The sequence below is a fragment of the Streptomyces sp. NBC_01216 genome, assembly GCF_035994945.1.
Taxonomy (GTDB): domain Bacteria; phylum Actinomycetota; class Actinomycetes; order Streptomycetales; family Streptomycetaceae; genus Streptomyces.
In genome coordinates this window covers 1,256,016-1,280,828 of the sequence record NZ_CP108677.1, presented here as the reverse complement: position 1 = coordinate 1,280,828, position 24,813 = coordinate 1,256,016, and the positions used below count along the sequence as shown (strand labels likewise).

The 24,813-nt window shown below is 71.5% G+C and carries 14 protein-coding genes; 3 read left to right on the top strand and 11 right to left on the bottom strand.

The window, feature by feature from the left end:
* Positions 1–177: 177 nt before the first annotated feature.
* The 8 genes from OG393_RS05445 to paaA form a co-directional block, all read right to left on the bottom strand.
* Positions 178–1,011 (bottom strand): alpha/beta hydrolase, encoded by an 834-nt coding sequence (locus OG393_RS05445; protein ID WP_327373454.1) that lies wholly within the window; start codon positions 1,009–1,011, stop codon positions 178–180.
* Positions 1,004–1,837, bottom strand: coding sequence for a tryptophan 2,3-dioxygenase (locus tag OG393_RS05440; RefSeq protein ID WP_327373453.1), 834 nt, complete (start codon positions 1,835–1,837; stop codon positions 1,004–1,006). The genes OG393_RS05445 and OG393_RS05440 overlap by 8 nt, the downstream gene beginning before the upstream one ends.
* Positions 1,838–1,879: 42 nt before the next feature.
* The gene (locus OG393_RS05435; RefSeq protein ID WP_327373452.1) at positions 1,880–2,668 is read right to left on the bottom strand and encodes an SDR family oxidoreductase; all 789 of its coding nucleotides are present in this window, start codon (positions 2,666–2,668) and stop codon (positions 1,880–1,882) included.
* Positions 2,669–2,734: 66 nt separating this feature from the next.
* Positions 2,735–3,877, bottom strand: coding sequence for a 2Fe-2S iron-sulfur cluster-binding protein (locus tag OG393_RS05430; RefSeq protein WP_327373451.1), 1,143 nt, complete (start codon positions 3,875–3,877; stop codon positions 2,735–2,737).
* An 8-nt stretch (positions 3,878–3,885) separates the two neighbouring features.
* Positions 3,886–4,386 carry a 1,2-phenylacetyl-CoA epoxidase subunit PaaD gene (paaD, locus tag OG393_RS05425; RefSeq protein WP_442817404.1) on the bottom strand — a complete coding sequence of 167 codons (501 nt, stop codon included), beginning with the start codon at positions 4,384–4,386 and terminating at the stop codon, positions 3,886–3,888.
* A complete protein-coding gene (paaC, locus tag OG393_RS05420; protein WP_327373449.1) occupies positions 4,380–5,156 on the bottom strand; it encodes a 1,2-phenylacetyl-CoA epoxidase subunit PaaC in 777 nt (258 codons plus the stop codon). The genes paaD and paaC overlap by 7 nt, the downstream gene beginning before the upstream one ends.
* The gene (gene paaB, locus OG393_RS05415; RefSeq protein ID WP_327373448.1) at positions 5,146–5,448 is read right to left on the bottom strand and encodes a 1,2-phenylacetyl-CoA epoxidase subunit PaaB; all 303 of its coding nucleotides are present in this window, start codon (positions 5,446–5,448) and stop codon (positions 5,146–5,148) included. Before paaB ends, paaC begins: the two co-directional genes overlap by 11 nt.
* Entirely contained in the window at positions 5,445–6,464 is a 1,020-nt protein-coding gene (paaA, locus tag OG393_RS05410; RefSeq protein WP_442817264.1) for a 1,2-phenylacetyl-CoA epoxidase subunit PaaA, read from the bottom strand. Before paaA ends, paaB begins: the two co-directional genes overlap by 4 nt.
* A gap of 219 nt (positions 6,465–6,683) precedes the next feature.
* On the opposite strand from paaA, the gene OG393_RS05405 reads away from it, so the two are divergent.
* The 3 genes from OG393_RS05405 to OG393_RS05395 are packed head-to-tail and all read left to right on the top strand — an operon-like array spanning position 6,684 to position 9,200.
* Entirely contained in the window at positions 6,684–6,932 is a 249-nt protein-coding gene (locus OG393_RS05405) for an acyl carrier protein (RefSeq protein ID WP_327373447.1), read from the top strand.
* Complete coding sequence (locus OG393_RS05400; protein ID WP_327373446.1) at positions 6,932–8,401, top strand: class I adenylate-forming enzyme family protein; 1,470 nt, start codon at positions 6,932–6,934, stop codon at positions 8,399–8,401. The genes OG393_RS05405 and OG393_RS05400 overlap by 1 nt, the downstream gene beginning before the upstream one ends.
* The gene (locus OG393_RS05395) at positions 8,394–9,200 is read left to right on the top strand and encodes a 4'-phosphopantetheinyl transferase family protein (RefSeq protein WP_327373445.1); all 807 of its coding nucleotides are present in this window, start codon (positions 8,394–8,396) and stop codon (positions 9,198–9,200) included. The genes OG393_RS05400 and OG393_RS05395 overlap by 8 nt, the downstream gene beginning before the upstream one ends.
* Before the next feature lie 1,166 nt (positions 9,201–10,366).
* Here the strand turns inward: OG393_RS05395 and ccrA are convergent.
* The 3 genes from ccrA to OG393_RS05380 all read right to left on the bottom strand — a co-directional run bounded on the left by ccrA (position 10,367) and on the right by OG393_RS05380 (position 24,485).
* Positions 10,367–11,590, bottom strand: coding sequence for a crotonyl-CoA carboxylase/reductase (ccrA, locus tag OG393_RS05390; RefSeq protein WP_327373443.1), 1,224 nt, complete (start codon positions 11,588–11,590; stop codon positions 10,367–10,369).
* A 276-nt stretch (positions 11,591–11,866) separates the two neighbouring features.
* Entirely contained in the window at positions 11,867–15,715 is a 3,849-nt protein-coding gene (locus OG393_RS05385) for a type I polyketide synthase (protein ID WP_327373442.1), read from the bottom strand.
* Positions 15,708–24,485, bottom strand: coding sequence for a non-ribosomal peptide synthetase (locus OG393_RS05380; RefSeq protein ID WP_327373440.1), 8,778 nt, complete (start codon positions 24,483–24,485; stop codon positions 15,708–15,710). The genes OG393_RS05385 and OG393_RS05380 overlap by 8 nt, the downstream gene beginning before the upstream one ends.
* Between the last annotated feature and the right edge of the window lie 328 nt (positions 24,486–24,813).

The window sequence follows — 24,813 nt, the reverse complement described above, 5'->3', positions numbered from 1 at the left end:
CCGCGCAGGCGGGCGACCCCTTCCTCCTCCGCGCGGCCCGCCTGACCGCCGGCCCCGGTGGCGATCGCCGCCCGCCGGGCCCCGGGCCGCGAGAAGACGGCCGTGGCCGTGACGGAGCCGGCGTGCCGCCACCGGTCACCTGGAGGCGGGTCCGGCCGTGGCGACCGGCCGCCGGGGTCAGAGCGTCGGAGCGGGGGACGACAGGAGGCGCAAGACGTCGATGACGGCGTCCGCCGCCGGCGCGCCGGGTTCGATCAGGGTGTAGTGACCGATGCCGGCCAGGGTCACGACCTCCGCGTCGGAGTGCACCGCGGCGTAGTCGGAGAACTGGTGGAGCGGCACCTCCTCGTCCTTCGTGCCGTGCAGGAGCACGGTGCGCACCCCCGTCGTGCCCTTACCCCGGAGCATGGTCAGGGGGTCGACCAGCGGAAGCCGGGCGGCTACGTGTGCGGCACCGCCGAGCAGTTGCAGGCCGGCGCCCTCACTGAGGTCGTCGCGGATCGTCGCCGCGAGGTCGGTCAACGGAGCCAGCCCCAGTACCGCCGTGGGGAGGGCGGTCCCCGTGTACCAGGGGGAGTCGGCCGGCAACAGGGAGCGGGCCCCGGCCCACAGCGCGAGATGGCCTCCGGAACAGTGGCCGGCCAGTACGAACGGGCGACCCTGCGGGATGGTCTCGACGGCCAAGGCGATGTCGTCGAAGGTGGCGGGATACCCACCGGCGCCACCTGACCGCCGGAATCCCGGCAGCACGGTGGTGAATCCGTGCCGTGCCACGTAGGCGGCGAACGGCGTCAGGTGCATGCGGTCGTAACGCCAGTAGCCGCCGTGCAGCAACATCACCAGCGGGGCGTCGGGGTCGTCAGCCGGCCAGAGGTCGTACACCTGGTTCGGGTGCGATCCGTACCGGTGGTGCCGGGGCGCCAGTACCGGCTTCAGGCTCAGCACCCGGCGCTCTTCCTCCAACGCGAAGGCGGATGCGGTGCGCCGCTGGGCGGACGGTGCGTCAGACATGGCTGCGGGCGCTCCAGAGCTCGGGGAACACGGAACGGTCGGCCCGCTTCTCCAACCAGGCGACGCCCGCGGAGCCGCCGCTTCCCACCTTGCTGCCCAGGGCACGACGGGTGGCGAACAGATGGTCGTTGCGCCAGCGCAGGACGAGTTCCGCGATGTCGGTGAGCTCCTCGCCGAGACGCACCAGAGGGTCATGCGGCGGGCCGGAGTAGATCTGCCGCCAGACCTCCTCGACCTGCGAGTCCGGCGTGTATGCCTCGCGAGGGTCCCGGGAGAGGACCCGCTCGGGGACCGGCAGACCACGTCGGTGCAGGTAGCCGAGGACCTCGTCGTACAGGGAAGGCTGGGCCAGCGCCTCCTGGAGTTCGGCGTAGGTGGCCGGGTGTCCTCGATGAGCCTGCACCAGGGACCGCGACTTGTCGGCGAGGAGGAACTCCATGTGCCGGTACATCGCCGACTGGAAGCCGGAGGCCGCGCCGAAGGCATCCCGGAGACCGTTGAACTGCCCCGGGGTCATGGCCGCGATCGGCTGCCAGGAGTCGTTGAGCGCCTGGTGGGTGCGCCGGCTGCGACGCAGCGCGTCCATGGCCTGTTCGAAGTCGTCCTTGAGCAAGGCGTCCCTGGCGGTGCGCCACTCGTGGACGAGCAGGGTGAACCACAGTTCCATGACCTGGGTGGTCACCAGGAAGGCCATCTCGCCCTGGTCGCTGGTCAGGGGCTGCTGGAGAGAGGACAACACCGATGCGCGGACGTAGTCCTCGTAGGGTGTCGTCCCCTCGAAGTCCAGGGCTGGTGCTTCGGCGGCGGCCGGGCAGAATCCGTTCATGGGCTTCCTTCGCAGGTCAGGTGAGGCACGGGGGCGGAGGGATCACGAGGCGGGCAGTCCGATGTGGGTGCCTCCGGTGGCGTCCAACCACTGCCCGGTGACCCAGCGGGCGTCATCGCTCGCCACGAACGCGACCACGTCGGCGATGTCGGAGGGCTGTCCGATCCGGTTGAAGACGGACGCGGAAGCGTAGGCGTCGAGGACCCGCTGCACCTGCAGGGTCGGGTTGATGTCCGTCATCGTGAAGCCGGGCGCAACCGTGTTCACGGTGATGCCCCGGGGGCCCAACTCCTGCGCCAGGGTGAGGCTGAGGGTGTCCAGCGCTCCCTTGGTCATCGCGTAGGCCACGATCTGAGGCATGGCGATCCGGGTCACACCTGAGGAGATGTTGATGACCCGGCCGTTGTCCCGCAGCCGACCGAGGGCCCGCTGGAGGACGAAGAACGGTGCCTTGACGTTCACGGCGAACAGCCGGTCGTAGTCCTCTTCGTTCACGTCCGCGATCCGCCTGGGCAGGGTGATACCCGCGTTGTTGACGAGGATGTCGACACCGGAGCCCGCTCCGAACTCCGACACCTGCTTGTCAAAGGCGGCCCACAGGGTCTCGGCGTCACCGGAGACACCCAACTCGGCGTGCACGGCGAACGCCCGGCCACCGGCCCCTTCGATATCGCTGATGGTGTCGTCGGCGGCGGTGGCGTCGTGCCCGTAGTGCACGGCCACCAAGGCGCCTTCGGCGGCGAGCCGCAGCGAGATCGCCCGTCCGATCCCTCGACTGCCGCCGGTCACCAGGGCCGTACGGCCGGTGAGCCTACCTGGGGTGATCGTCATGCTTGCAGCGCTCCTGAGGAGGAAGGGGGAGGGATCGGGGACGCGCGGGGTGCGAGCCCCCGGGTTTCAGGCGTCGAAATCGAGGGCGACCTCGTCCGACTCCGGTCGCGCCCGGCAGGTGAGGGTGTAGCCGGCCGAGATCTCCGCGGGCCCCAAGGCGTACTGGCGGCCCATCAGTACGCTTCCGCCGGTCACCTTGGCCCTGCAACCACCGCACAGGCCGTCCCGGCAGGAGTACGGGGTCTCCGGCCGCGCACGCAGCACCGCGTCGAGAAGCACGCGGTCCTCCGGAAACATCACCGCCTCCGTGGTACGGCCGTCCAGTCGTGCCGTGATGCGGCCGGTGCGCCCCAGTGGTTCCTCTTGCGGCGTCCGCGGCGCACCCCCCGTGGTGAAGAGCTCGAAGCGCACCTGACCGGGAGCCGCGCCCCATCGGGCGAGGGCTGTGCGAACGGTCTCCACCAGACCCAGGGGCCCACAGAGATAGAAGTGCGAGGCGTCGCCGGGCGTGGCACCGAGCAGGCGCAGCAGCCCGGGCAGCCGTTCGACGTCGATGCGCCCCGAGAGCAGCTCGCTCCCCTGGGACTCCCGGGACAGGACGTGCAGGACGAAGAAGCGGTCGGCATAGGCGTCCTTGAGGTCGGCCAGTTCGTCCGCGAGAAGCACGGACTGGGCCGTTCGGCTGGCGTAGAGGAGCGAGACCCGGCAACGGGGGTCCGAGCGGAGTGCCGCCACTGCCATGCTCAGCAGCGGGGTGATGCCGCTGCCACCGGCCACCAGGACATGATGGGCCGCGGACGCTTCGGCGAGCCGGAAGTCGCCGCTGGGCGGCGCGAGTTCGAGGTGGTCGCCGACGCTCAGCGTGCTGGTGGCGAAGTCCCCGAATCCGTCGGCCCCCAGGCGCTTGACCACCAGGCGTATCCCGGCCGACGCCCCGTGCGGGAGGCAGAGCGAGTAGCTGCGGCGCAGTTCGTCTCCGCCCCTGTGGTGGCGGACCGCGACATGCTGCCCGGCCCGGTGCGCGAAGACGTCCGCCCACCGGTCGGGGACGTCCAGGCTGATCGCCACCGTCCGTTCGCCGACGTGTTCCAGCCGGCTGACCCGAAGCCGGTACCAGCCGGTGGCGCGCCGGACCTGTGCCGCCCCGGGCCCTGCCGCCGGATGTTGGTCCCCGGCGGTCGGCACCGAGGTCGTCGTGGAGGTCGACACGGGCGCACTCACATCGCCTTCAGATGTGCGAAGGTCTCGCGGCAGGCCGTGCAGACCAGCACGGCCTGACACCGGGTGGCCCCGAAAGGGCTCTGCGGCCGGGTCGCCGTCGATCCGCAGTGCGGGCAGGGCGCGCCCAGGCCGATTCGGACCGGCAGTGGGTCGCCGGCCGGACCTGGAGGCGCGATGCCGTGCGCGGCGAGCTTGCGGCGCCCTTCGGCGCTGATCCGGTCCGTGCTCCACGCGGGCGCGAGGACCTTGCGGACGCGGCCGTCCGGGTGACCGGTGGAGTCCAGCGCCTCACGGATGCCTGCCTCGATCGCGGGCATGGCCGGGCAGCCCAGGTAGGTCGGCGTGACGACGACCTCCAGCGCCCCGTCCGACGCCTCCTCGACGGAGCGGACCACTCCCAGGTCACCCAGGGAGATCATGGGGAGTTCGGGATCCGGTACCCGGTTCACCCGCTCCCTCACGCGTTCGGCAGACAGCCGTTCCACAGCGCTCACCAGGTGCCCCCCGGGTGCTGGCGGCGGACCGCCTGAAGCTCGGCCAGGAGCGGCCCGAACGCCTCACTGTGCAGCCCCGTCCGCCCACCGGAGGCGCGCCAGGAGGGCCGCGGCGGGCTCAGCCGGGCTTCTTCGATCACGGCGCTGACCGCGCGCTGCCAGTCGGAACGCAAGCCGGCCGGCGCGATCACGATGCCGCCCGCGTCAAGGCGGTCCGACAGCGCGTCGGAGGCGAACAGTTCGTCCGCGTAAGGCCATACCTCGTCCAGCCCCCGCTGCATCCGTAGCCTGCTCTCGGCGGTGCCCCGTCCCAGCCGGACCGTCCACTGCGCGGCGTGCAGCCGGTGGTATTCCACCTCGCGGGCCGCCCGGGCGCCGAACGCCGCCAGTACCTCGTCCGCGCAGCTCTCCAGCGCGGTCCACAACAGCGCGCTGTAGTGCGCGTACACCAGTTGCCGCGCGATCGTGAACGCGAAGTCCCCGCGGGGGAGCTCCACCAGCAGGGTGTTGCGGAAATCCCGTTCGGTGCGGTCGAAGGCGAAATCGTCCTCGCCGCGACCGGTGCCGTCGAGTCGACCGGCGTGGTCGAGCAGCGTCCGGGCGTGGCCGAGCAGGTCGAGGGCGAGGTTGGCGAACGCCAGGTCCTCCTCGATGGTGGGGGACCGGGTGACCCATTCGCACAGCCGCTGACTGAGGACGAGGGCGTCGTCGCCCAACCGGACCACGTACTCGGCCAGGTCGAGCTGAACCGCGGGTGCGGTGCTAGAGCTCATGCCCGCCGTCCTCGTTCAAGGGGATGTAGTGCTCCGGGTAGCGGTACGGCTTGTGGGCCGCGTTGGCGAAGAAGGGGTCCTTCTCGTCCGGTGACGCCGCGTGTACGCATGCGGAGGCCACCACCCACAGGGAGACCGTCTCGCCCCGACGCGTATAGAGTTCACGGGCGTTGGCCAGGGCCATCTCGGCATCAGCCCCGTGCACCGCCCCGACGTGCTGGTGTGCCAGACCGCGGCGCGGCCGGACGAACACCTCCCACGGGGTCTGCACCCGCACCGGCCGCTCGTTCACGCGACGTGCCCTTCCTCTTCGGTGAGTCCCGCAGCGTAGGCGTCGACCGCCTCGCGGACCCAGGCTCCTTCCCGGTGTGCCGCCACCCGGCGGGAGAGGCGCTGACGGGCGCAGTGCGAGCCGTCGCCGAGCGCGCCGCGGAACGACTGCCAGTCGATCGGGCTGAAGTCGTAGTGCCCGCGCTCCTCGTTCCAGCGGATCGCCGGGTCGGGCAGCGTCACCCCCAACCGCGCCGCCTGCGGTGCGCAGTTGTCGACGAAGCGTTGGCGCAACTCGTCGTTGGTGTGCCGCTTGATGCCCCAGGCCAGGGAGCGCCTGGACACCGAGGCGCCGATGGCCGCGGTCCGCGCGTCCGCGCCCTGGGCGACGGTGTCCGGCGGCCCGAACATCAACGCCACCGCCGGAAGCCACCAGCGGTTCACCGCGTCCTGGGCCATCTGCCGCTGCGCCGGTGTTCCCCGGCACAGCGTCCACAGCACGTCGTAGCCCTGCCGGACGTGGAACGCCTCCTCCTGGCAGACCCGTCGCATGGCCCGCGCGTAAGGGCCGTACGAGGTCTGGCACAAGGGGGCCTGGTTCACCACCGCGGCGCCATCGGTCAGCCAGGCGATGGCACCGGTATCGGCCCAGGTCAACGCCGGATGGTTGAAGGTCGCGGCGTACTTCTGGTGACCGCTGTGCAGGGCGTCGAGGAGGTCGGCGCGACTGACACCCAGGGTTTCCACCGCGGAGTACAGGTACAGTCCGTGACCCGCCTCGTCCTGCACCTTGGCCAGCAGGCTCGCCTTGCGGTGCAGTGAGGGTGCCCGGGTGAGCCAACTCCCCTCGGGCTGCATACCGATGATCTCCGAGTGCGCGTGCTGCGCGATCTGACGGATCAGCATCCGGCGGTATCCGTCGGGCATCCAGTCCCGGGGCTCGATCTGTTCACCGGCGGCAAGGAGCGCCTCGAAGTGCTCGGTCAGCTCCTGCACGTCGTGCGCGGGACCTTCCGGTCCGGCGGGTTGCGCGCTCACCTCGGATCACCCTTCGTCCGCGCCACCGCCGTCGCGGCAGTGCCTCTCGGAAGGAAAGAGACGGGCGAGCCGGGTGACAATCCCTGGGCGCGGCAGGACGTTGCGTGATGAAGGTCACGGCACGGCCGGGGAGTGTGCGCGGCGTCCCCCGTCTCTCTCTCCGGTAGTCAGTGCCAACGGAAACCGGCGCGGCGTGAACGCGCTGAGAGGGGTTACGCCATGAGCACCATCAGGACGATGCTGGTTGAGCTGACGGGGACGCCGGAGTTCGCCGAAGGTGTCGGTGACGACGAGGACCTCAGTGCCAGCGGCATCGACTCCGGAGACCTCGTGCGCCTGGTCCTGCTCATCGAGCAGCGGACCGGCGCGGAGGTCACGGCCGAGGACATGGAGGGGCTCGCCACCATCGCCGACTTCGAGCGCTACCTCGCCGATCGGGAGACCACCGCGCAGTCGGGCGCCAACTGATGTGGCTGACGCAGCTGGTGGAGCGCAACCGCCAGTGTTTCCCGCAGCGCACCGCTCTGGTGGACGACAGGCGCTCCGTCACCTGGGCGGAGTTCCACGACCGGGTGGAAGGTCTCTCACAGGGCCTCGCGGAGCTCGGAATCGGCCGGGGGGACCGTGTCGCGGTGCTGTCCCTGGACCGGATCGAGGTCATGGAGTCCTACTTCGCGCTGGCCCGGATCGGCGCGCTGTTCGTCCCCGTCAACCACAGCCTGACGCCCGTGGAGGTCGCCGGGATCCTCGAGCGCACCGGGGCCGTCGCCGTGATCGGTGAGAAGGAGCTGCTCGCCCGTCACCCCCGGCTTCCCGTGCGCCGGCGGATCTGCCTGGACGAACCGGAGTTCGCGGAGCTCGGCCTGCACGGCGGCAAGGCCCTGCCGGAAGTCTCCGACACCGAGCCGGTGGCGATCCTCCACACGTCGGCGACCACCGGCCAGGCCAAGGGCGTCACCGTCGACCAGGCGTCCTTCCGGGCCATCGCGCTCGGCTGGCTCGCCGTGGCCCGCCCCGAGAGCGACATGGTGCTGGTCAACTGCTGCCCGCTCTACCACGGCAGCATGGTCGTGTCGCTGACCTACCTGGCGGCGGGCGCAACCGTGGTGCTGATGCCCGGGTTCAAGCCCCAGACCGCGCTCGCCGCCCTGGAACGCCACCGGGCCACCCACGTCTGGCTGGTGCCGCAGATGCTGCGCTTCCTCCTGCGGGCCAAGGCGGCGGAGACCGCGGACCTGTCACGGTTGCGTGAGGTCCTGTACGGTGCCGCGCCGATGCCCTCCGAGGTCTACGCGGAAGCCGCCGAACGCCTGGGGTGCGGATTCCGCCAGGTCTACGGGATGACCGAGGTCGGCGGCCCGTTCGTGACTCTGGGGCCGGAGGAGCATCCCGACCCCGACGCCGTCCCGGAGATCATTCCGGCGGGCCGGGTCATCCCGGGGATGTCGGCCCGCGCGGTGGACTCCGGTGGACAGGAGTCGGAGCCGGGCGGGATCGGGGAGGTCTGGGTGCGCGGGCCGGGGGTGATGCAGGGCTATTGGGGCGACGAGGCGGCGACCGCGGAGATCACCGTGGACGGCTGGGTGCGCACCGGCGACCTCGGCTACCTTGACACCGCCGGCTACATCCACCTGGTGGACCGAAGCAAGGACCTGATCATCCGGGCCGGACAGAACGTCTACCCCTCCGAGATCGAGCGGGCCCTTCGCACGCACCCCGCGGTGCGGGACGCCGCGGTGGTGGGGGTCCCCGACGCGGACTACGGGGAAGTCCCGCTCGCCTACGTGGTGGCCGATGACGGCACCACCGCAGCCGCTCTGCAACGCCATCTGACCGGTTGTCTCGCGGCCTACAAACGTCCGAAGACCCTGCGGTTCATCGAGGAGGTCCCCCGCAACCCCGCCGGGAAGATCATCAAGAAGCTGCTGCGTGCCTGACCCGCGCGGTCCGGCCCGGTATGACGCCACGTCCACGGGCCGGGCCGTCCACCGCGCGGCGCTCCGGACGGAGCAGGGCCCAGCGGGGGTGCACACGAGCGCCGCCGCGGCGCTGTCGAAGCTGCGGCCCCTCCTCGGTCCGCGAGGGCTGACCCTGGGCACCGCGGTGGCGGGGGAGAGCGAAGCGGAGCCGGCGGGCCCGTTCGAGGACGCCCAGGCGCGCGCGATGCCGGCGCCGCGCCGTGGTGACTTCCTCGCCGGGCGCTGCGCGGCGCGCCGCGCACTGACCGAGGCCGATCTGCCGGCCGGGGAGATCCTCCGGGCCGGCCGCAAGCCGGTCTTCCCGGCCGGCAGTGTGGGTTCCATCAGCCACGATGGCGGGCTGGCCGTGGCCCTGGCCGCGCGGGCCGAACGCTATGCGGCGCTGGGTTGCGACCTCGAGCTGCGGGGGCTTCCGTTGGCCGCGGCGCATCTCGTCCTCACCCCCGAGGAACGGGCCTGGACCGTGTCCGCTCCCGACGAGGCGCGGGCCTGGTGGCGTCTGCTCCAGGCGTTCTGCGCCAAGGAGGCGGCCTACAAGGCGTTCAGCGTCCTGCTGCCCGAGGGGCAGGCGCCCCGCACCCTGCTGGGCATCGCGGTCCGGCCGATCGCCGGCGGATTCCACGCCTGGCCCGGATCACGCCCCGGGAGGCTGCTCGCGGTGGAGGTGCGCGCGGTGGCCCATGGCGCGTTCGCCTGGACGACGGTCGCCGGACGCGAGCGGGCTCGGTGGGGCCGGGAACAGCCCGACCCCACCTGACCAGGCTCCGCTGAGGCCAGTCCGGTGGCCCCCGGCGGGTGCGGGGCGACGGTCATGACACCGCGCGTTGCCGAGGCACCCGAGCACGTCCCGTCGTCGGGTGCCCCTCACGTCCCGTGCACGCGCGGCAAGGAGTGGCGCTGGGTGAGGTCGACTCGGGGCGCCCTGCTGGTGTTTCCACCAGTGGGTTTCCCCGAGCCGCCTCCCGAACCCGGCGTGCCCGTCTCCGGGCACCGGGCTCTTGGCAAATCCCGTTCCGGGCTGTTCAGTTCCTCATGCCGTAGTGGGCCACGGAGCCGGAACGAGTTTTCCCGGTATCGGTATCCGGGCGTGCTTACCTTGGCCGGGTTGAACAGTTCCGCTTCTTCTGTGACGGGCCACCAGCCGCCGCCGTAAAAGCGTCGGCGGAGCTGTTTCCAAGTGATCCCGGGGTGCTTGCGTCGGATCCGGCGTGTCACCCTCATCCACGCATTCCAGTCTCCTCACCGCTGACTTGCCGGCCCCCTTCCCCATGTGACCGGCTTTCCCGGCCTCGGAGCACTACGGAGCCTCCGTCCTGCCCGGCGGCCATCAGCCGGCGATGCGCCCGCCCCCGATCGGACTGGATGTCCGATCGGGGGCGGGCGCGGACAGTCCCCACGTTCACCACGAATCGATCGACAGGTGAGGTGCACAGCTCTACCCCGGCAGCATCGCCACGCTTACGCCGCGGACTTTCAGCGTGGCCTCCCCACCGATGAGTAGAGTCGGCTTCGGAGTCGACCACCGACGAGCGCCGGTGGTCGTGCACTGCGTCCGGCCCGGATCCGCCAGGTTCGAGCCGGGGTCGTAGTTACGGGGCGTCAGGCACTGATTCCTCGCGTGCACCTTCCTGTCTCGCCAGCCGGACCCGGGTCGTCTGGCAGCACCAACCCGTCCCGGCGTTGTCGGGGCTGCATACCGCCAGGCTCGACATCCCCCGAACCGAACTGCCCCCGGCTTCGACCGGACTGCTACGACAACCCGGTGGTGAAGGTCTCTCACCTCACTCGATTCCATGGCGCCTCGTGGCGCACCCACCCGCTACGACAAGACCGCCACCAGCTACCTCGCCGGACTCCACCTACGCGGTGCCGTGATCTGGATCCGCAGCCTCCGGCCAACATGATCCGAACCTGGAACAAGCGCTAGCCCTGGGCGTTCACCAACACGGCCATGTTGCCCGCCGGGTGCTCGTTGTCATGAAGCAACTGGTGGGCCTTGCCGATCTCTTCGAAGCCGAGGGTCAGCGACAGACAGGGGTCGATGACCCCCTGGCCGATGAGCGTGGTGATCTCGCGGGCCTCGCGGGAGCTGGAGACATGTGAGCCCTGGAGCCGCTTCTGGCGCATCCACAGGAAGCGCAGGTCCACGTCACCGTTGTAGCCGGTGGTACCGCCGCAGATGACGACCATGCCCGCGTTGTCACACATGTACATGGAGGTGGGAATGGTGTCGGCGCCCGAGTGTTCCACCACGATCCGCGGGGCCCGGCGCTCGCCCAACGCCTCCCAGAAGTCTCGTCCGAAGGCGCGAGCCCCCTTCAGCCATTGGCCCATGGCCTGATCGTCGGAGGTGTCGGGCAGACGGCCCCAGTGATCGAAACCGCTGCGGTTGATGTAGCCCTTGGCGCCCAACTCCTGGCAGTACGTGCCGCGCTCGTCGCTGGAGACCACCGCGATGGGGATGCCGCCGGCGTGGCGGACCAACTGGATCGCCATGCAGCCCAGACCGCCGGCTCCGCCCCAGATCAGAACCGGGTCACCGGGGCGGACCGTGTGCGGCTGCCAGCCGAAGAGCTGACGGTAGGCCGTGGCCCCGGTCGCCATGTAGCAGGCGGCCTCCGCCCAGGAGAGCCGCTTGGGCTTGGGATGGCACTGGTACTCCTCCACCACGGCGAACTGGGCGAAGGAGCCGTAGTTCTCCTCGTAGCCCCAGACCCGCTGCGAGGTCGAGGTGCAGGGGTCGGCGCCGAGGCGGATGTCCTCGGCGCTCTCGTCCCAGACGGTGGCCAGCAGCACGATCTCGTCACCGGGGGTGACGCTGCGCACGCCTTCGCCGACGGCCCAGACGACGCCGGAGGCGTCCGAACCTCCGATGTGGAAGTCCTCGGGCTCCCCGCGCTTCTGCCGGGCGGCCACCACATCGACCGGATCGCCGAGCGACGCCCACACGTTGTTGTAGTTGACGCCGGCCGCCATCACCTTGATGAGGACCTGTCCTGGTCCGACGGGGGGTACGTCCACCACCTCGGTGCGGAAGGCGTCGACGGGTTGTCCGTAGCGCTCCGGACGGATCAGGGAGGCGTACATGCGGCGCGGGACCTCGCCGAGCGGAGGCGCGTCACCGAGTTCGTACAGGTCCTTGTTCATGAGGTGGCTCCTGACGGTGCGGGCGTGAAAGGGGCACGAGACCCCTGTGGGTGGGCCGGCCGGCCCTCTCGGGCGAGGCAACGGCGGGGGACGGGTGGGCCGGACCGGCTGCGGTCCCGCCACCCGCTGGGGCTACGGCGGGCCTCGGGGATCGGTCTGTGACCACAGGGACCGGTCCGAGGCCGGGGTCCTCTCCCGCGGGGGGCGGGAGCGGACGGTGTGCGGCGCTCGCCCCCGCTGCGCCGTGTGCACGGGGGCAGCGGACGGCACCGGAGGTCATGCCGAATCGGGGTCCCGGGGGCCGGAAGGACGCAGGACTCGGGCGAGGGTCGCGCCGATGCGGGCCATCGGCTCCGGCTCGGTCATCTCGTAGTGACCGCACGGCAGCACGTGGTCCTCGAAGCGTCCCGAGACACGAGCTCGCCAGGCATCGGCCTTGCCCGGCGCCAGCGAGAGATCGGCCGGGTCGGCTCCACTCTCCCGGTCGGCGTCGGCACTGAAGAACAACACGTCCCCGTCGAAGGTCTCGGCGCCGAACTCGGGAGCGACGCGGAGGTTGTTGCGCATGACCCGGGCGATGGCCAGGGCCTCGTCCACGGTGACCGCGGAAGGACCCCGGCCCACCTCCTCCTTTGACAACAGCCGCACGACCTCCGCGACGGTGCCCACCGTCTCGACGGGCACGTCGAGCCCGGCCACCCGTACGAGGAGCGCCGCCACCTGGCGCTCCGTCTCCCGCTGATCGGTGATCTGGTCCTGCGGGAGGGGAGCGTCCAACATCGCGAGCAACTCGACCCGTTCGCCCTGACGCTGGAGCGCGAGGGCCATGGCGTGCGCGACGAAACCCCCGTAGGACCAGCCGAGGAGACGATAAGGACCCTCGGGCTGGATCTCCCGCAGGTGGGTGAGGTAGGAGTCGACCATCTCCTTGGCGTCCGCGGCGGGAGCGTGGTTCGGGTCCAAACCGTGCGCCTGGATGCCGTACACCGGTTGACGGGCCCCCAGGTGAGGCAGCAGGCCGCTGTAGCGCCAGGCGATGCCCGCGCCCGGGTGCACGCAGAACAGGGGGCGCTGGTCACCTTCGGAACGCAGCGGCAGCAGTGGGGCGAACGCGTCCGTACCGGCTGCTCCGCCCCTCCCGGCCCGCGCGATCAGCCCGGCGATCGTGGGGGCCGAGAGGAACGCGGCAACGGGGACGTCCAGCACGCCGTCCTCTCGCATCCGTCCGGTCAACAGCATCGCCCGCATCGAGTCGCCACCGAGGTCGAAGTAGTTGTCATCGACGCCGATGCCGTCGATTCCCAGGGCCTCTTGCCAGTACTCGCCCACGGCACGCTCGAGGTCCGTGCGGGGCGCTTTGTGCTCGACCGCCAGACAGGGCCGTGGGAAGCGTCCCTGGACGGCCGGGGCCGCGACGGGGACGGCCTGCACCGATGGCAGGCTTCCGGTCGCGGCGGCGGAGGCGGCGGGGGCGTCGATCCAGTGGCGGCGGCGATCGAAGGCGTAGCCGGGGAGGTCCACCCGTCGAGGCGAGCGCACCGGCGCGCCCCCGAGCATCAGCTCTACCGGCACCCCGGCGCTCCACAGCCGGCCCAGAGCCTCGGCGAACACCTGACCGTCCGGACTCGACCCTTTGGCGTGCCGCATCGTGGGCACGGTGAGCGCGGGTTCGCCGGCGAGCCGGGCGCCGGCGAGCTTCGCGAGGCTGTCGCCGGGCCCGATCTCCACCAGCAGCGGCCGACCGCGCTCCCACAGGGCGGCGATGCCCGCGTCGAAACGCACCGTGCTACGGGTGTGGTCGAGCCAGTGCCGGACGCTGGTGGCTTGCTCCGGTGTCACCCAGGTGCCGCTCACGTTCGTGACGTACGGGATGTCAGGGGCCCGCAGGGTGACGCCGCGCAGGCATGCGGCGAAGGCCGGCAGCACCGGGTCCAAGACGTGTGAATGGGCGGCGGCCGGCATCCGAAGCCGACGGTGGACCACCGAGTCCGCCAGGAGCCGCGCCTCCAGCGCCTCGACCGCCTCGGGCCGGCCGGCGACCGTGCAAGCCGTAGGACCGTTGACCGCCGCCAACGACAGGTCTCCGCCCAGGTAGCCGCGCAACTCCTCCTCGCCCAGGGCCACACCGACCGTGGCGCCGCCGGCCGAAGCGATCAGGCGTAGCCGCTCGGCGACCAGCGGCAGCATCTCCTCGAGCGAGAGCACCCCGGCCAGACAGGCCGCCGTGTACTCCCCGAGCGAGTGCCCGATCAGTGCCGTCGGGCGCACACCCCGCTCCATCAGGGACCGCGCCAACGCGAACTCCGTCACCACCAGAGCGAGGAAGGCGTCCACGCTGCCCGGGTCGCCGTGCTCGAAGAGAGCGGTGCGGATCTCCCGCCCCAGGCACTCGCGCAGAACGCGGGCGCACTCGTCGACGACGTCCCGATAGACCGGCAGGTCACGGTAGAGCTCCGCGCCCATGCCCACGTACTGGGTGCCACCACCCGGCAGCAGGAACGCCACCGGTGTGTCCCGCCCATCGCGCACCTCGGGCATCCGGGGCAGCGGGTGACGCAGGGCCTGTACGGCCTGTGCCGTGCCGCGCACGGCCACCGCGGCCCGGTGGGGCAGGTCGGGACGGTAGGCGCGCAGCGCCCGCGCGACGTCCGCCACATCGAGGTGGGCGTGCGTGTCGAGGTGACGGGCGAGGTTGTCGGCCTGCCCCCGCAGGGCGCCGGGCGTGCGGGCGGAGAGCGTGAGCACCCGCCATCGCCCGTCCTGTCGCTCCCGGGGGGCCGATGACCGCGGTTCCTGCGGCGGCGGCTCCTCCAGGATCACGTGGGCATTGGTGCCACCCACCCCGAAGGCACTGACGGCGGCCCGACGGGGCTCGGGGCCCGAAACCCACTCCTCAAGCCTGCTGGGCACCCGGAACGGAGTGGCGGCGAAGTCGATCAGTGGATTGGGCCGCGTCGCGTGCAGGGTCGGTGGGATCTGCCGGTGCTCCAGGGCGAGCACGGCCTTGATGAATCCGGCCATACCGGCGGCTGCGCCCAGATGCCCGATGTTCGACTTCACCGAGCCGAGGGCGCAGAACCCGTTGCGGTCGGTGCTCTGCCTGAAGGCCCTGGTGAGGGAGGCCACTTCGATGGGGTCACCGATGCGGGTGGCGGTTCCGTGAGCCTCGACCAGGCCGATGGTGTCCGCGCTGATGCCCGCGGCGATCTGGGCCGCGAGGATCGCCTCGCTCTGCCCCTCGGTGCTGGGGGCGGTGAAGCCGACCTTTCGACGGCCGTCGTTGTTGATGGCGGAGCCCTTGACGACGGCCCGGATGCGGTCGCCGTCGGTGAGGGCGTCCTCCAGTCGTTTGAGGACCACCATGCCGACGCCGTCACCCGAGGAGGTCCCGGCGGCGTCCGCGGCGAAGGCCCGGCACCGGCCGTCCGGGGAGAACGGACCGTCCGGCACGTGCCGGTATCCGAGCTTGGCCGCGGGATTGAGTGAAGCGGCTCCGGCCAGAGCCATGTCGCAGCGGTGGTCCAGGAGGTCCTGGCAGGCGGTGTGCAGGGCGACCAGGGCCGTGGAACAGGCCGTCTGGAGCGACAGGCTGGGTCCGGTGAGCCCCAACTCGTAGCTGATACGGGTGGCGAGGGTCCCCAGCGAGTTGCTGGTGGCCGCGTGCACCAGCGCCACCGAGGCACTCTGGCCAGCGAAGTGCGGGTGCACGTGGGCGGGGTAGTAGCGGCTGTCGCCCGCCCCGGCGTACACGCCGACCTGTGACTCGCCGTGCCCCTTGGCGTAGCCCGCTTCCTCCAAGGCGTGGTAGGCGCACTCCAGCAGAAGCCGCTGCTGGGGGTCGATGACGGCGGCCTCGGCGGGGCCGTAGCCGAAGAAGGCGGCGTCGAACCGTTCGATCCCGTCGACCACCGAAGCCATCCGCACCAGGTCCGGATCGGTCAAGCGCGCCGCGTCGCCGCCGGCCGCCAGGAACTCCTCGTCGGTGATCGGCCGGATCGACTCGCGGCCCTGCGCCAGGAGGTCCCAGAACTCCTCCACGGTGTCGGCGCCGGGGAAGCGGGCCGCCATTCCGATGACGGCGATGGCCGGCTCCGCCTCGTGGGGGGTGTGCGTGGAGTCATGCATCGTCGCGGTATCCCTCACGCTCGATGGTGCCGGTGCCAGGTGCCGAGCGGCGGGCGGAACGGACAGCCCGTTGGCGTGCCGCACGTTCACGGACCCGGTCCAGGCCGCCCGCTGGGGCGGGGGCTCCGACGACCGTGGCGCGTGCCGCTAGGCCCGAGTCCGCCAGGTGCCGGGCCAACGACCGGACGCTCGGGTGACTGAACAGATCGACCACGCTCAACTCACAGCCCAGTGCGGCGTTCACCGCACCCTGAGCACGGACCAACAGCAGGGAGTGTCCACCGAGGTCGAAGAAGTTCTCCTCGAAGCCGACGTGGTCGCGGCCGAGCACCTCGCACCAGAGGTCCGAGAGCGTCTTCTCCAGCCGTTGCCGTTCCTCCGCGGCCTCGTCGCCCGGTTCCGCCGCTCCGACGCCGGCAGGTGCGCCCGCCGCGCGCAGTGCCCAGGCATCAGCCACCCCGCCGGCGCGAGCCGCCGACCGCGCCGCGCCGTACAGCACGCGCAGGTCCGCCCCGTCCTCGAGCGTCACCCGGGCCACCAGACGGTGCGAAGCAGCTCCCGCCGAGCGTACGTGTCCGTGCACCCAGGGCCGGGAGCGGTCCACACCGATCAGGACATGGGATGCGTCCACGGCGCGGGCGAGGTCGAAGGACCGCAGCGCCGCCGCGGAATCCAGGACGCGGTAGCCGCGCGCCTCGGAGAGAGACTTCAGACCGAAGCCCTCGCTCATGCCCAGCTCGTCCCACATGCTCCAGGCCAGGCTCTGCGCATCGACCCCGCGGGCGCGCTGGCTGGCGGCCAGCGCGTCGAGGAAGGAGTTCGCCGCGGCGTAGGCCCCGCTCATCGAGCCGCCGAAGAACCCGTTGACCGAGGAGAAGGACACGAAGGACCGGGCGTGGAACTCCATGGCCAGCCGGTGCAGGGTCCAGCCACCGGTGACCTTCGCGGCCAGTTCCGCACGCCAGTCGGCCAGGTCAAGGTCGGCCACCGACCGCTGTTCGAAACGTCCCGCCAGGTGCACCACGCCCGCGAGCGGGGCGGACCAGGCGTCCCGGGCTTCCACGACCGCGGTACGCAGCCCGTCGGGATCGGTGACGTCGGCGCTCGCGTACCGCACGTCGCCCAGTTCCCGCAGGTCCCGCAGCAGAAGGATGCGCGGGGCCGCCTCGTCACCCTCGGCCAGGCACCGGTCCCAGGAGTCCTCCGGGGGCAGCACGGTTCGGCCGACCAGCAGCAGCCGCCTTCCAGGGGTGCGCAGCAGATGTCTGCCGAGCCGGCCGGCCACCGCTCCCAACCCGCCACTGAGCAACAAGAACCCGTCCACCGGTGCCGGAGCGCTGCTCGGCAGAGCTTCGGGCAGAGGGGCGAGGCGGCGTACCCAGCGCTCGCCGGCACGGAAGGCCACCTCGGCGTCGAAGGCCGGAGTCGACACCTCACGCAGGATCAGCTCAGCGCTCTCCTGCACCCCGCTGCCAGGTGCTTCCAGGTCGAGATGGACGGTGCGCAGCCACGGCAGTTCCTCCCGCACGGTCTTCAGCAGGCCACCCGAGGCACCGTGCGCGTAGCGGGGACGGTCGGCGGCCACCACCGCGTGCCCGCCGACCGTGACGAGGTGCAAGGTGACCGGAACCGACGGGACGGGCTGGTCGTGCAGGGCCTTGGCCAGACACAGGAGGATCTCCGCACCGTCGAGTTGGGCGTCGAGGAGTGCCCGTACGGTCTCGGGCTCCTCGCCCCCCTGGTCCACGGCTCCCAGGTGGAGCACGCGGTCCACGCACCGGCCGTCCACCGCCAGCTGGTCCCACAGCCGTGCGTAGTGCTCCGCCGCGTCGACCCGCAACCGGTAGTGGGCCGCGTCCACCCGCTCGAAGGCGGATCCCGCGGTGACGACGGTGCAGCGCCCGCCACGCTCCCGCAGCCGACTGGCCACCGCTTCGGTGATCTGCGCCGCGCGGGGGTGACGGCCCGCCAGCACCAGGGTGTGGCCCGCCGGCTCCGGAACTTCGGACCGGTCGGTGCGCTGCCACACCGGACGCAGGAACCAGTCCGGCACCGTGGCGCTGCTGCCGAGGAGAATCTCGGAGGCCCGTGCCGCCTCGTCGAACTCGCCCGCCTCGAAGCGTTTGCGCAACCGGGTCCGCTGGATCTTGCCGATCTCCGTCTTGGGAATCGTCTCCGCCCGGACCGCCATCAGATGGGCGGGGCTGACGCCGATCTCCCGGGTCACCTTGCCCCGGATGGCCCGCAGCGCCTCCGCCACGTCCTGCCCGTCCTCCAGGTGGAAGAAGAGCGCCAGTTCGTCGGTGCCGGCCGCGGAGCCGGAGCGTACGGCGCAGGCGGCCGTGAAGCTGCGCACGACGAAGGGGAGTTCCTCGACGCAGGACTCGATCTCGTGGCTGTAGTGATTGACGCCGTTGACGATGATGACGTCCTTGGCGCGCCCGGTGATGTACAGCTCGCCGGAGCGCAGGAAGGCCAGGTCTCCCGTTTCGAACCAGCCGTCCCCGGTGAAGGACTCCGCGTTCGCACTCGCGTTGTCGTGGTATCCGGAGGTCACCGTCGTACCGCGTACCTGGAGCCGGCCGGGGGTTCCTTCCGAAACGATCCGGTCCTGGTCGTCGACGATCCGCATGGCGAATCCGGGATAGGGCAGACCACAGCTGACGAACGTGCCCTCCTCGGCACGCGGCTGGGCGGTGAGCACCGTGTCGGTGACCACCGAGGAGGTCTCCGACATGCCCCAGCAGGGATGCATCACGTCCTGGGGGAGGCCGTGCGGACGCAGTACCTCAAGGAAGCGCCGCGCGGTCGCGGCCACGACCACTTCGCCCGCGTTCATCACGAGCCGTACGCGGGACAGGTCCCAGGTGCGGTCCGCCATCGACGGGGACTGCTCCGCGACGAGCCCGAAGGCGAAGTTGGGGGCCCAGATGACGCTCGCACGGTGCCGGTCGGCCAGGTCCATCCAACGTAGCGGATCCTCCAGGACCCAGGCGGTCGGCGCGTGGACCTGCCGGCACCCGAGGTAGACGTCCCGCAGGTGGAACATGACCACGCCGGTGACGTGGTCGAGCGGAATCCAGTTCAGTGAGACGTCCCGTTCGGTGAGCGAGTTGAGCGAGGCGGTGGCCGCGGCCCGGGTCAGGACGTTGCGATGGCTGAGCCGGACGGCCTTCGGCAGCCCCGTGCTCCCCGAGGTGAGCAGCATCAGCACCACGTCGTCCGGCTCCGGCCGGTGCCAGTCGTCCTGGCGGGCGCCCTCCCGGAGGGCATCGACCGTGACCAGCCGCACACCGGGCCAGTCCCGGCGGTCGGCGAGGCCGCGTATGCCTTCCTCGCCGGAGGCGGACGTGACGATCCACGGCCGGTCGAGCATCCGCCAGACACCTTCGAGCTTCGCCACCGAGGCGGAACTCGTCGCGTACGAGACGGGCACCGTCAGCGGGACGACGACGAAGCCGCCCAGCACACAGCCCCAGAGGGCGGCCAGGAAATCCTCGGTGTCCTCGCACTGCAGGACTACCTGGTCGCCCGGTCGCAGTCCGCGCGCACGCAGTCCGCCCAGGACCCGGGATGCCTCCTCTACGAGGGAGGCGTAGCTGCGCCGCCGCTCCCTGCCGTCGGCGCGGACGTGCACCACCTCGGCGTGCGGCCCGCCGGCCGCTGCCCGGCGCAGCGCACCGGCCCAGTCGGCCACGGTGGGCTCGGGCAGCGGCGGCCCCTCGCTGAACGCGGGGGCGAGGGTGTCGAGGACCGGTCCGGAACTCTCCGCCGGTGTGAGGGCGTGGCTCACCGGGGAGCCGACGTAGCGGCGGCCGAGCGGCTCGGTGACGGGTTCCAGCTCGACCGACGCGCGGCGGACGCCCGGCACCCGTGCCATCGCGGCCTCCCAGTGGCGGGCGCTCTCGCCGTCCACCAGGGGCAGTCGGCGACACGCCGCTTCGTCCACCGAGCCGTCCGGGTGCCGGGGTATCGCGTCCACCGTCAGCACGCGGGGGGAACCCGCGGTGCCCTGGAGGGCCTTGGCGGCTTGTTCGCCGGCCGCGGGGCGGGTGGTGACCACCAGGGCGAGGGGCCGGTCGCCGTCCGAGGTCGGCGGAAGCACCACGGCGTCGAGTATTCCGGGGTGGGCCGGCAGGAGGCGCTCCACCGCCGCGGGGTCGAAGCGGGGAGCGGGCAGGTCCTCCTCGTCCGAGCCGGCCACGCGGCCCCGGGCCGGCAGCGTACCGATCCGCAGGTCCGGGTCCGCGGCGACGGCGGACAGCAGCGCGTGCAGGTCCCGCCCGAAGCGTTCCACGGTGGCGTGATCGAACAGGTCCGCACTGTACTCGAGGAGGCAGCGCAGACCGCCGGGGGAGCCGTCCGCCTCGCGCTCCTCCACCACGTCGAGGAAGAGGTCGAACTTCGCCGTCCCGGTCGCGCTGGGGCGCAGCGGCACGGCGGTGTCAGCCAGTCGCAGCACGGCCTCGGTGTTGTTCTGCAGAGCCAGCATGACCTGGAACAGGGGGTGGCGGCCGGTATCGCGCGGCGGGTTCAACTCCTCCACGAGTTGATCGAACGGCAGCTCCTGGTGGTCGTAGGCGGCCAGGTCGAAGGCCCGGACCCTGGCCAGCAACTCCCGGAACTCCGGGTCGCCGGCCGTGTCGGTGCGCAGCACCAGCGAGTTGGCCATCAGCCCGATCAGATCGTCCAGAGCCGCGTCGGACCGCCCCGCGACCGGTGTGCCGATGGGGACGTCCGTGCCGGCGCCCCACCGGGTGAGCAGGGCGGCCAAGGCGCTCTGCAGCACCATGAACAGGCTCGCGCCACCCTCGTCGGCGAGAGCCAGCAGGCCGGTGTGCAGGGTTCGGTCCACATCGATGCTCAGATGGCCCCCCTGGCGGGCGGGGTGCGCCGGACGGCGGCGGTCCGTGCGGAGCGCGATCTCCACCGGCAGACCGTCCAGGGCGTCCTTCCAGAAGGCGAGCTGACGCCCCATGGGGCCGTCGCCGGTGCTCGCGCCCTCGAAGAGCGCGCGCTGCCACAGGGCGTAGTCGACGTACTGCACCGGCAGCTCCCGCCACACCGGGGCGCGGCCCCGCGCGCGGGCCTCGTAGGCGGTCGAGAGGTCCTGCGCCAGAGGCCGCAGGGACCAGCCGTCGGCAGCGCAGTGGTGGAGGACCAGCACCAGGGTGCGGGCCGGTCCCGTCCCGTAGACCCCGGCCCACAGGGGGAGCTCACGTGTGAGGTCGAACCGGTGGCGGCGGGCCGCGTCGAGGTGTGCCGGTACTTCTTCGGCGGGGCAGTCGACGACCTGGAGCACGGGGCTCACGGTTCCCCGCGGGCGTACCTGCTGGCGGGGGACTCCGCCGGACTCCGGGAGGAGGGTTCGCAGGCTCTCGTGGCGGTCGAGCAGGTCCGAGAGGGCGGCCCTCAGGACGTCCACCCGTACCTGTTCGCCGAGCGGGACGACCAGCGGGATGTTGTAGGTCGCGGCGGCCTCGTCCAACTGGTTGAGGAACCACATGCTCTGTTGCGTGAACGAGAGCGGAGCCGGGTCGGGGCGCTCCACGGCCCGCACCAGGGGAGCCCTCGGAGGGGTGTCCACCGCCGCGGTGGGGGTGAGGCGGGCGGCCACCTCCTTCGGCGTGGGGTGCGCGAAGAAGTCGGCCATGGACAGTTCGGCGCCGCTCCGCGAGCGCAGCCGGGTCATCAGGCGGCCCGCGAGGAGGGAATGACCGCCCAGGTCGAAGAAGCTGTCGTCGCTGCCGACCGTCCCCGCCGGCAGCGAGAGCAGTTCCTCGAAGAGGGCGCAGACCTGCGCCTGGGCCGGTGTGGCCGGGGTGTGTCCGCTGGCCGAGGCGGCGAAGTCAGGTGCCGGCAGTGCCGCCGTGTCCAGCTTGCCGCTCGCCGTCAGCGGCAGCCCGTCCAGGAGGACACAGGCACTGGGCACCATGTGCTCGGGCAGGGCGTGGGCGAGATGGGCCCGCAGTTCGGCGGCTTGCGGCCGGGCCCCGCGGGCGGGGACGACATAGGCGACCAGGATGCGGTCGGCCTCCCGTGAGGTCGCCGGGGGGCGGGCCACGACGGCTGCCCGCTCGACACCGGGGTGGCCGAGGAGCACCGCCTGGATCTCACCCGGCTCGATGCGAAACCCCCGGATCTTCACCTGCTGATCGGCCCGCCCCGCGTACTCCAAGGTCCCGTCGGGCAGGCGGCGGGCGAGGTCACCGGTGCGGTACATGCGGGCGCCCGGCGCTCCGAAGGGGTCGGTGACGAAACGCTGCGCGGTGAGGTCCGGGCGGCCGAGGTACCCGAGGGCGAGGCCGGGCCCCGCCACGTACATCTCGCCCACCCAGCCGTCGGGAACGGGCTGTTGGCAGTGGTCGAGAACGTGTACGCGCAGGTCCGGCAGCGGAGTCCCGATGACGCTGCGGGACCGGGGGTCGGTGATCAGGGCCCGGGAGACGCGGTGGTGGGTGACGTGCACGGTGGTCTCGGTGATGCCGTACATGTTGATCAGTTCGGGCGCGCGGTCTCCGTGACGCTCGACCCAGGAGCGCAGCTGTGCCGGCTCCAGCGCTTCGCCACCTAATATCACGTAGCGCAGGGTGAGCGGTTCGGCGCCCTCGCCCATCGTCGCGTCGGCCTGCGCCAGCTGCTGGAAGGCGGACGGTGTCTGGTTGAGGACGGTCACCCCTTCCTTGTGCAGCAGGTGACGGAAGGAGTGGGGTGAGCGGCTCGTCTCGTAGGGGACGATCACCAGTCGGCCACCGTGCAGCAGGGGCCCCCAGAGTTCCCACACGGAGAAGTCGAAGGCGTACGAGTGGAAGAGCGTCCAGACGTCCTCGGCGCCGAAGTCGAAGTGGTGTTGGGACGTTTCGAAGAGCCGGATCACGTTGGAATGTGGGACGACCACCCCCTTGGGGCGTCCGGTGGACCCGGAGGTGTGGATCACATAGGCGGGGTGGTCGGGTGTGAGCGCGCCGGTGCGTTCGCCGTCGTCGAGGTCGGTGGTGGCGCAACCGGCCAGCTCGTTCTCCACGGCGTGGTCACCGAGTACCAGGGCCTCGGTCCCCGTGTGGGGGAGCAGGGGCATGGTCCCCGCGTCGGTCACCAGGAGCGCGGGCTCGGCGTCCTCGACCACGAGTCGCAGGCGGGTCGCCGGATAGCTGGAGTCCAGGGGCAGGTAGGCGGCCCCCGACTTGAGAACGGCCAGGACCGCCACCACGAGTTCGGCGGAACGAGGCAGGGCCAGAGCAACGACCTGTCCCGGGCCGGCGCCGCGCTCGACGAGGAGCCGCGCCAACTGGTTGGCGCGGGAGTTGAGCTCCCCGTAGGTCAGTCGGAAACCCTCGTGGGTCACCGCGTGGGCCGTGGGGGCTTGGGCGGCCCGGGCCTCGAAACGGGCCGGCAAGGTGGCGTCGGCCGGGGGCGGGGCCGTGGCCGCGGCTGCTTCGTGGGGCAGCTCGGCCGGGTGGAGCAGACTCAACGCGGCGACCGTCGAATCAGGTCCACCGTCGACGAGTCGGTCGAGGAGCAGCAGCAGCCGGTCGTGGTGGTCGTCGAGTTCGGCCTGGGAGTAGAGCGCCGGGTTGGCGTCGAAGGCTATCCACAGTCCCTGTCCACCGGCGCCCGGGCGGACGTTGATCTGGAGGTCCTCGACTGCTCCCCCGGACAGGTGGTGCCAGGTCGTGCGGTATCCGCCGAAGGGGGGTTCGTCGTCGAAGGGGATGAGGTTGACGACCGGGCCGAAGAGGCGCCGGCCCGCACCGACCATGTGGTGGTCACGGCGCAGGTCCTCGACGCGGTACTGCTGGTGCCGGCGTGCCTGCCTCAGCTCGGTGGCGACGGCACCGACCAGTTCGGCCGCGGTGGTGCCGGGAGTGACGGTGAGACGCAGGGGCACGATGTTGGAGGTGGTGCCCGGTGTGCGAAGGGCACTGGACCCCAGCCGACTCATGGTCGGCACACCGAGGGTGAGGTCCGGGGCGGCCGTTGCTCGGTGCAGGTAGGCGGCGACGGAGGCCAGGAGGAGTTCGTTGCGTCCACCGCCCAGGCGGGCGGCGGCGGTGGTCAAGCGCTGGGCCTGCTGTTCGTCGAGGTGGGTGACCCGGCGGATGAAGGACGGAGAGGGGGGTGCGCTCGCGGAGGTGAGCCCGACCGCTCCGGGGGCGTTCGCCAGCCGTTCGGTCCAGTAGGCGCGGTCGCGGGCGAAGCGTTCGGACGCCCGGTAGCCCGCTTCCTCGTCCAGGAGGCGGGTGAGCGGGGCGAAGGGGGTCTGGGGTACTTCCTGGCCCGAGGCGAGCGAGGAATAGACGGCGGCGAACCGCCGGGCGAGCAGCTTGTAGCTGTATCCGTCGAGCAGGATGTGGTGTGCGCGCAGGAACCAGAAGTACCGGTCCGGGGCGACGGTGAAGAGCGCCTGGGTGAAGAGCGGACCGTCCGTGAGGTCGGCCGGCTTCGCCATGTCGGCCCGGATCCAGGCTTCGGCCGCCCCGCGCGGGTCACTCTCGGAACTCACGTCGACACGGTGGAGCGTCCACCCGTCGGATGCCGAGACCTGGCAGCGGGGCCCGTCCCCTGTGTCGAGGAAGCGCAGAGCGAACGTACCCGCCTCGGCCACCGCTTGGCGCAGGGCGCTCTCGAAGGGCCCCGGGTCGACTCGCCCGTGGATCTCCATGTACTCGGCCGTGTTGTAGGCGGCGTTCGTGGGATCGAGTCGCTGCGCGAACCAGAGGCCCTCCTGGGCTTTCGTCAGCGGGCGACTGGCTTCCTGGTGGACGGACATGGCACCAACCCTCAGTAGGCGTCTGTAGTTCGGTGAGCGGGGTCCGAACCGCGTGGTGCGGTGGCGGCAGGCAGGGGTGAGATTCCGCTGCGGTCCGATCGCGGGAAGAGTGGAACCTGTTTACCGGCCTGGCATCGGCACATCGACGAAATAGGGGCGGCACATGGAGGAAACAGAGTGCCGGTGAGTTCGGAACAATCCTGCGGGAGTTCACCCTGCATGAGGGGATCTGCGATGGTCAAGCGGTTCCGGTTGGCGTGGCGTGTGGGTTCGGACACGGAAGACCAAGTTGTTCAAGGGTTTGAGGCATCTGCTTGCCCAGTTCGAG

Coding starts and splice junctions, on each gene's coding strand:
- OG393_RS05380 (WP_327373440.1), bottom strand. CDS start 24,485: ATGTCCGTCCACCAGGAAGCCAGTCGCCCGCTGACGAAAGCCCAGGAG.
- OG393_RS05435 (WP_327373452.1), bottom strand. CDS start 2,668: ATGACGATCACCCCAGGTAGGCTCACCGGCCGTACGGCCCTGGTGACC.
- ccrA (WP_327373443.1), bottom strand. CDS start 11,590: ATGAACAAGGACCTGTACGAACTCGGTGACGCGCCTCCGCTCGGCGAG.
- paaC (WP_327373449.1), bottom strand. CDS start 5,156: ATGAGCTCTAGCACCGCACCCGCGGTTCAGCTCGACCTGGCCGAGTAC.
- OG393_RS05385 (WP_327373442.1), bottom strand. CDS start 15,715: ATGCATGACTCCACGCACACCCCCCACGAGGCGGAGCCGGCCATCGCC.
- OG393_RS05440 (WP_327373453.1), bottom strand. CDS start 1,837: ATGAACGGATTCTGCCCGGCCGCCGCCGAAGCACCAGCCCTGGACTTC.
- OG393_RS05405 (WP_327373447.1), top strand. CDS start 6,684: ATGAGCACCATCAGGACGATGCTGGTTGAGCTGACGGGGACGCCGGAG.
- OG393_RS05445 (WP_327373454.1), bottom strand. CDS start 1,011: ATGTCTGACGCACCGTCCGCCCAGCGGCGCACCGCATCCGCCTTCGCG.
- OG393_RS05400 (WP_327373446.1), top strand. CDS start 6,932: ATGTGGCTGACGCAGCTGGTGGAGCGCAACCGCCAGTGTTTCCCGCAG.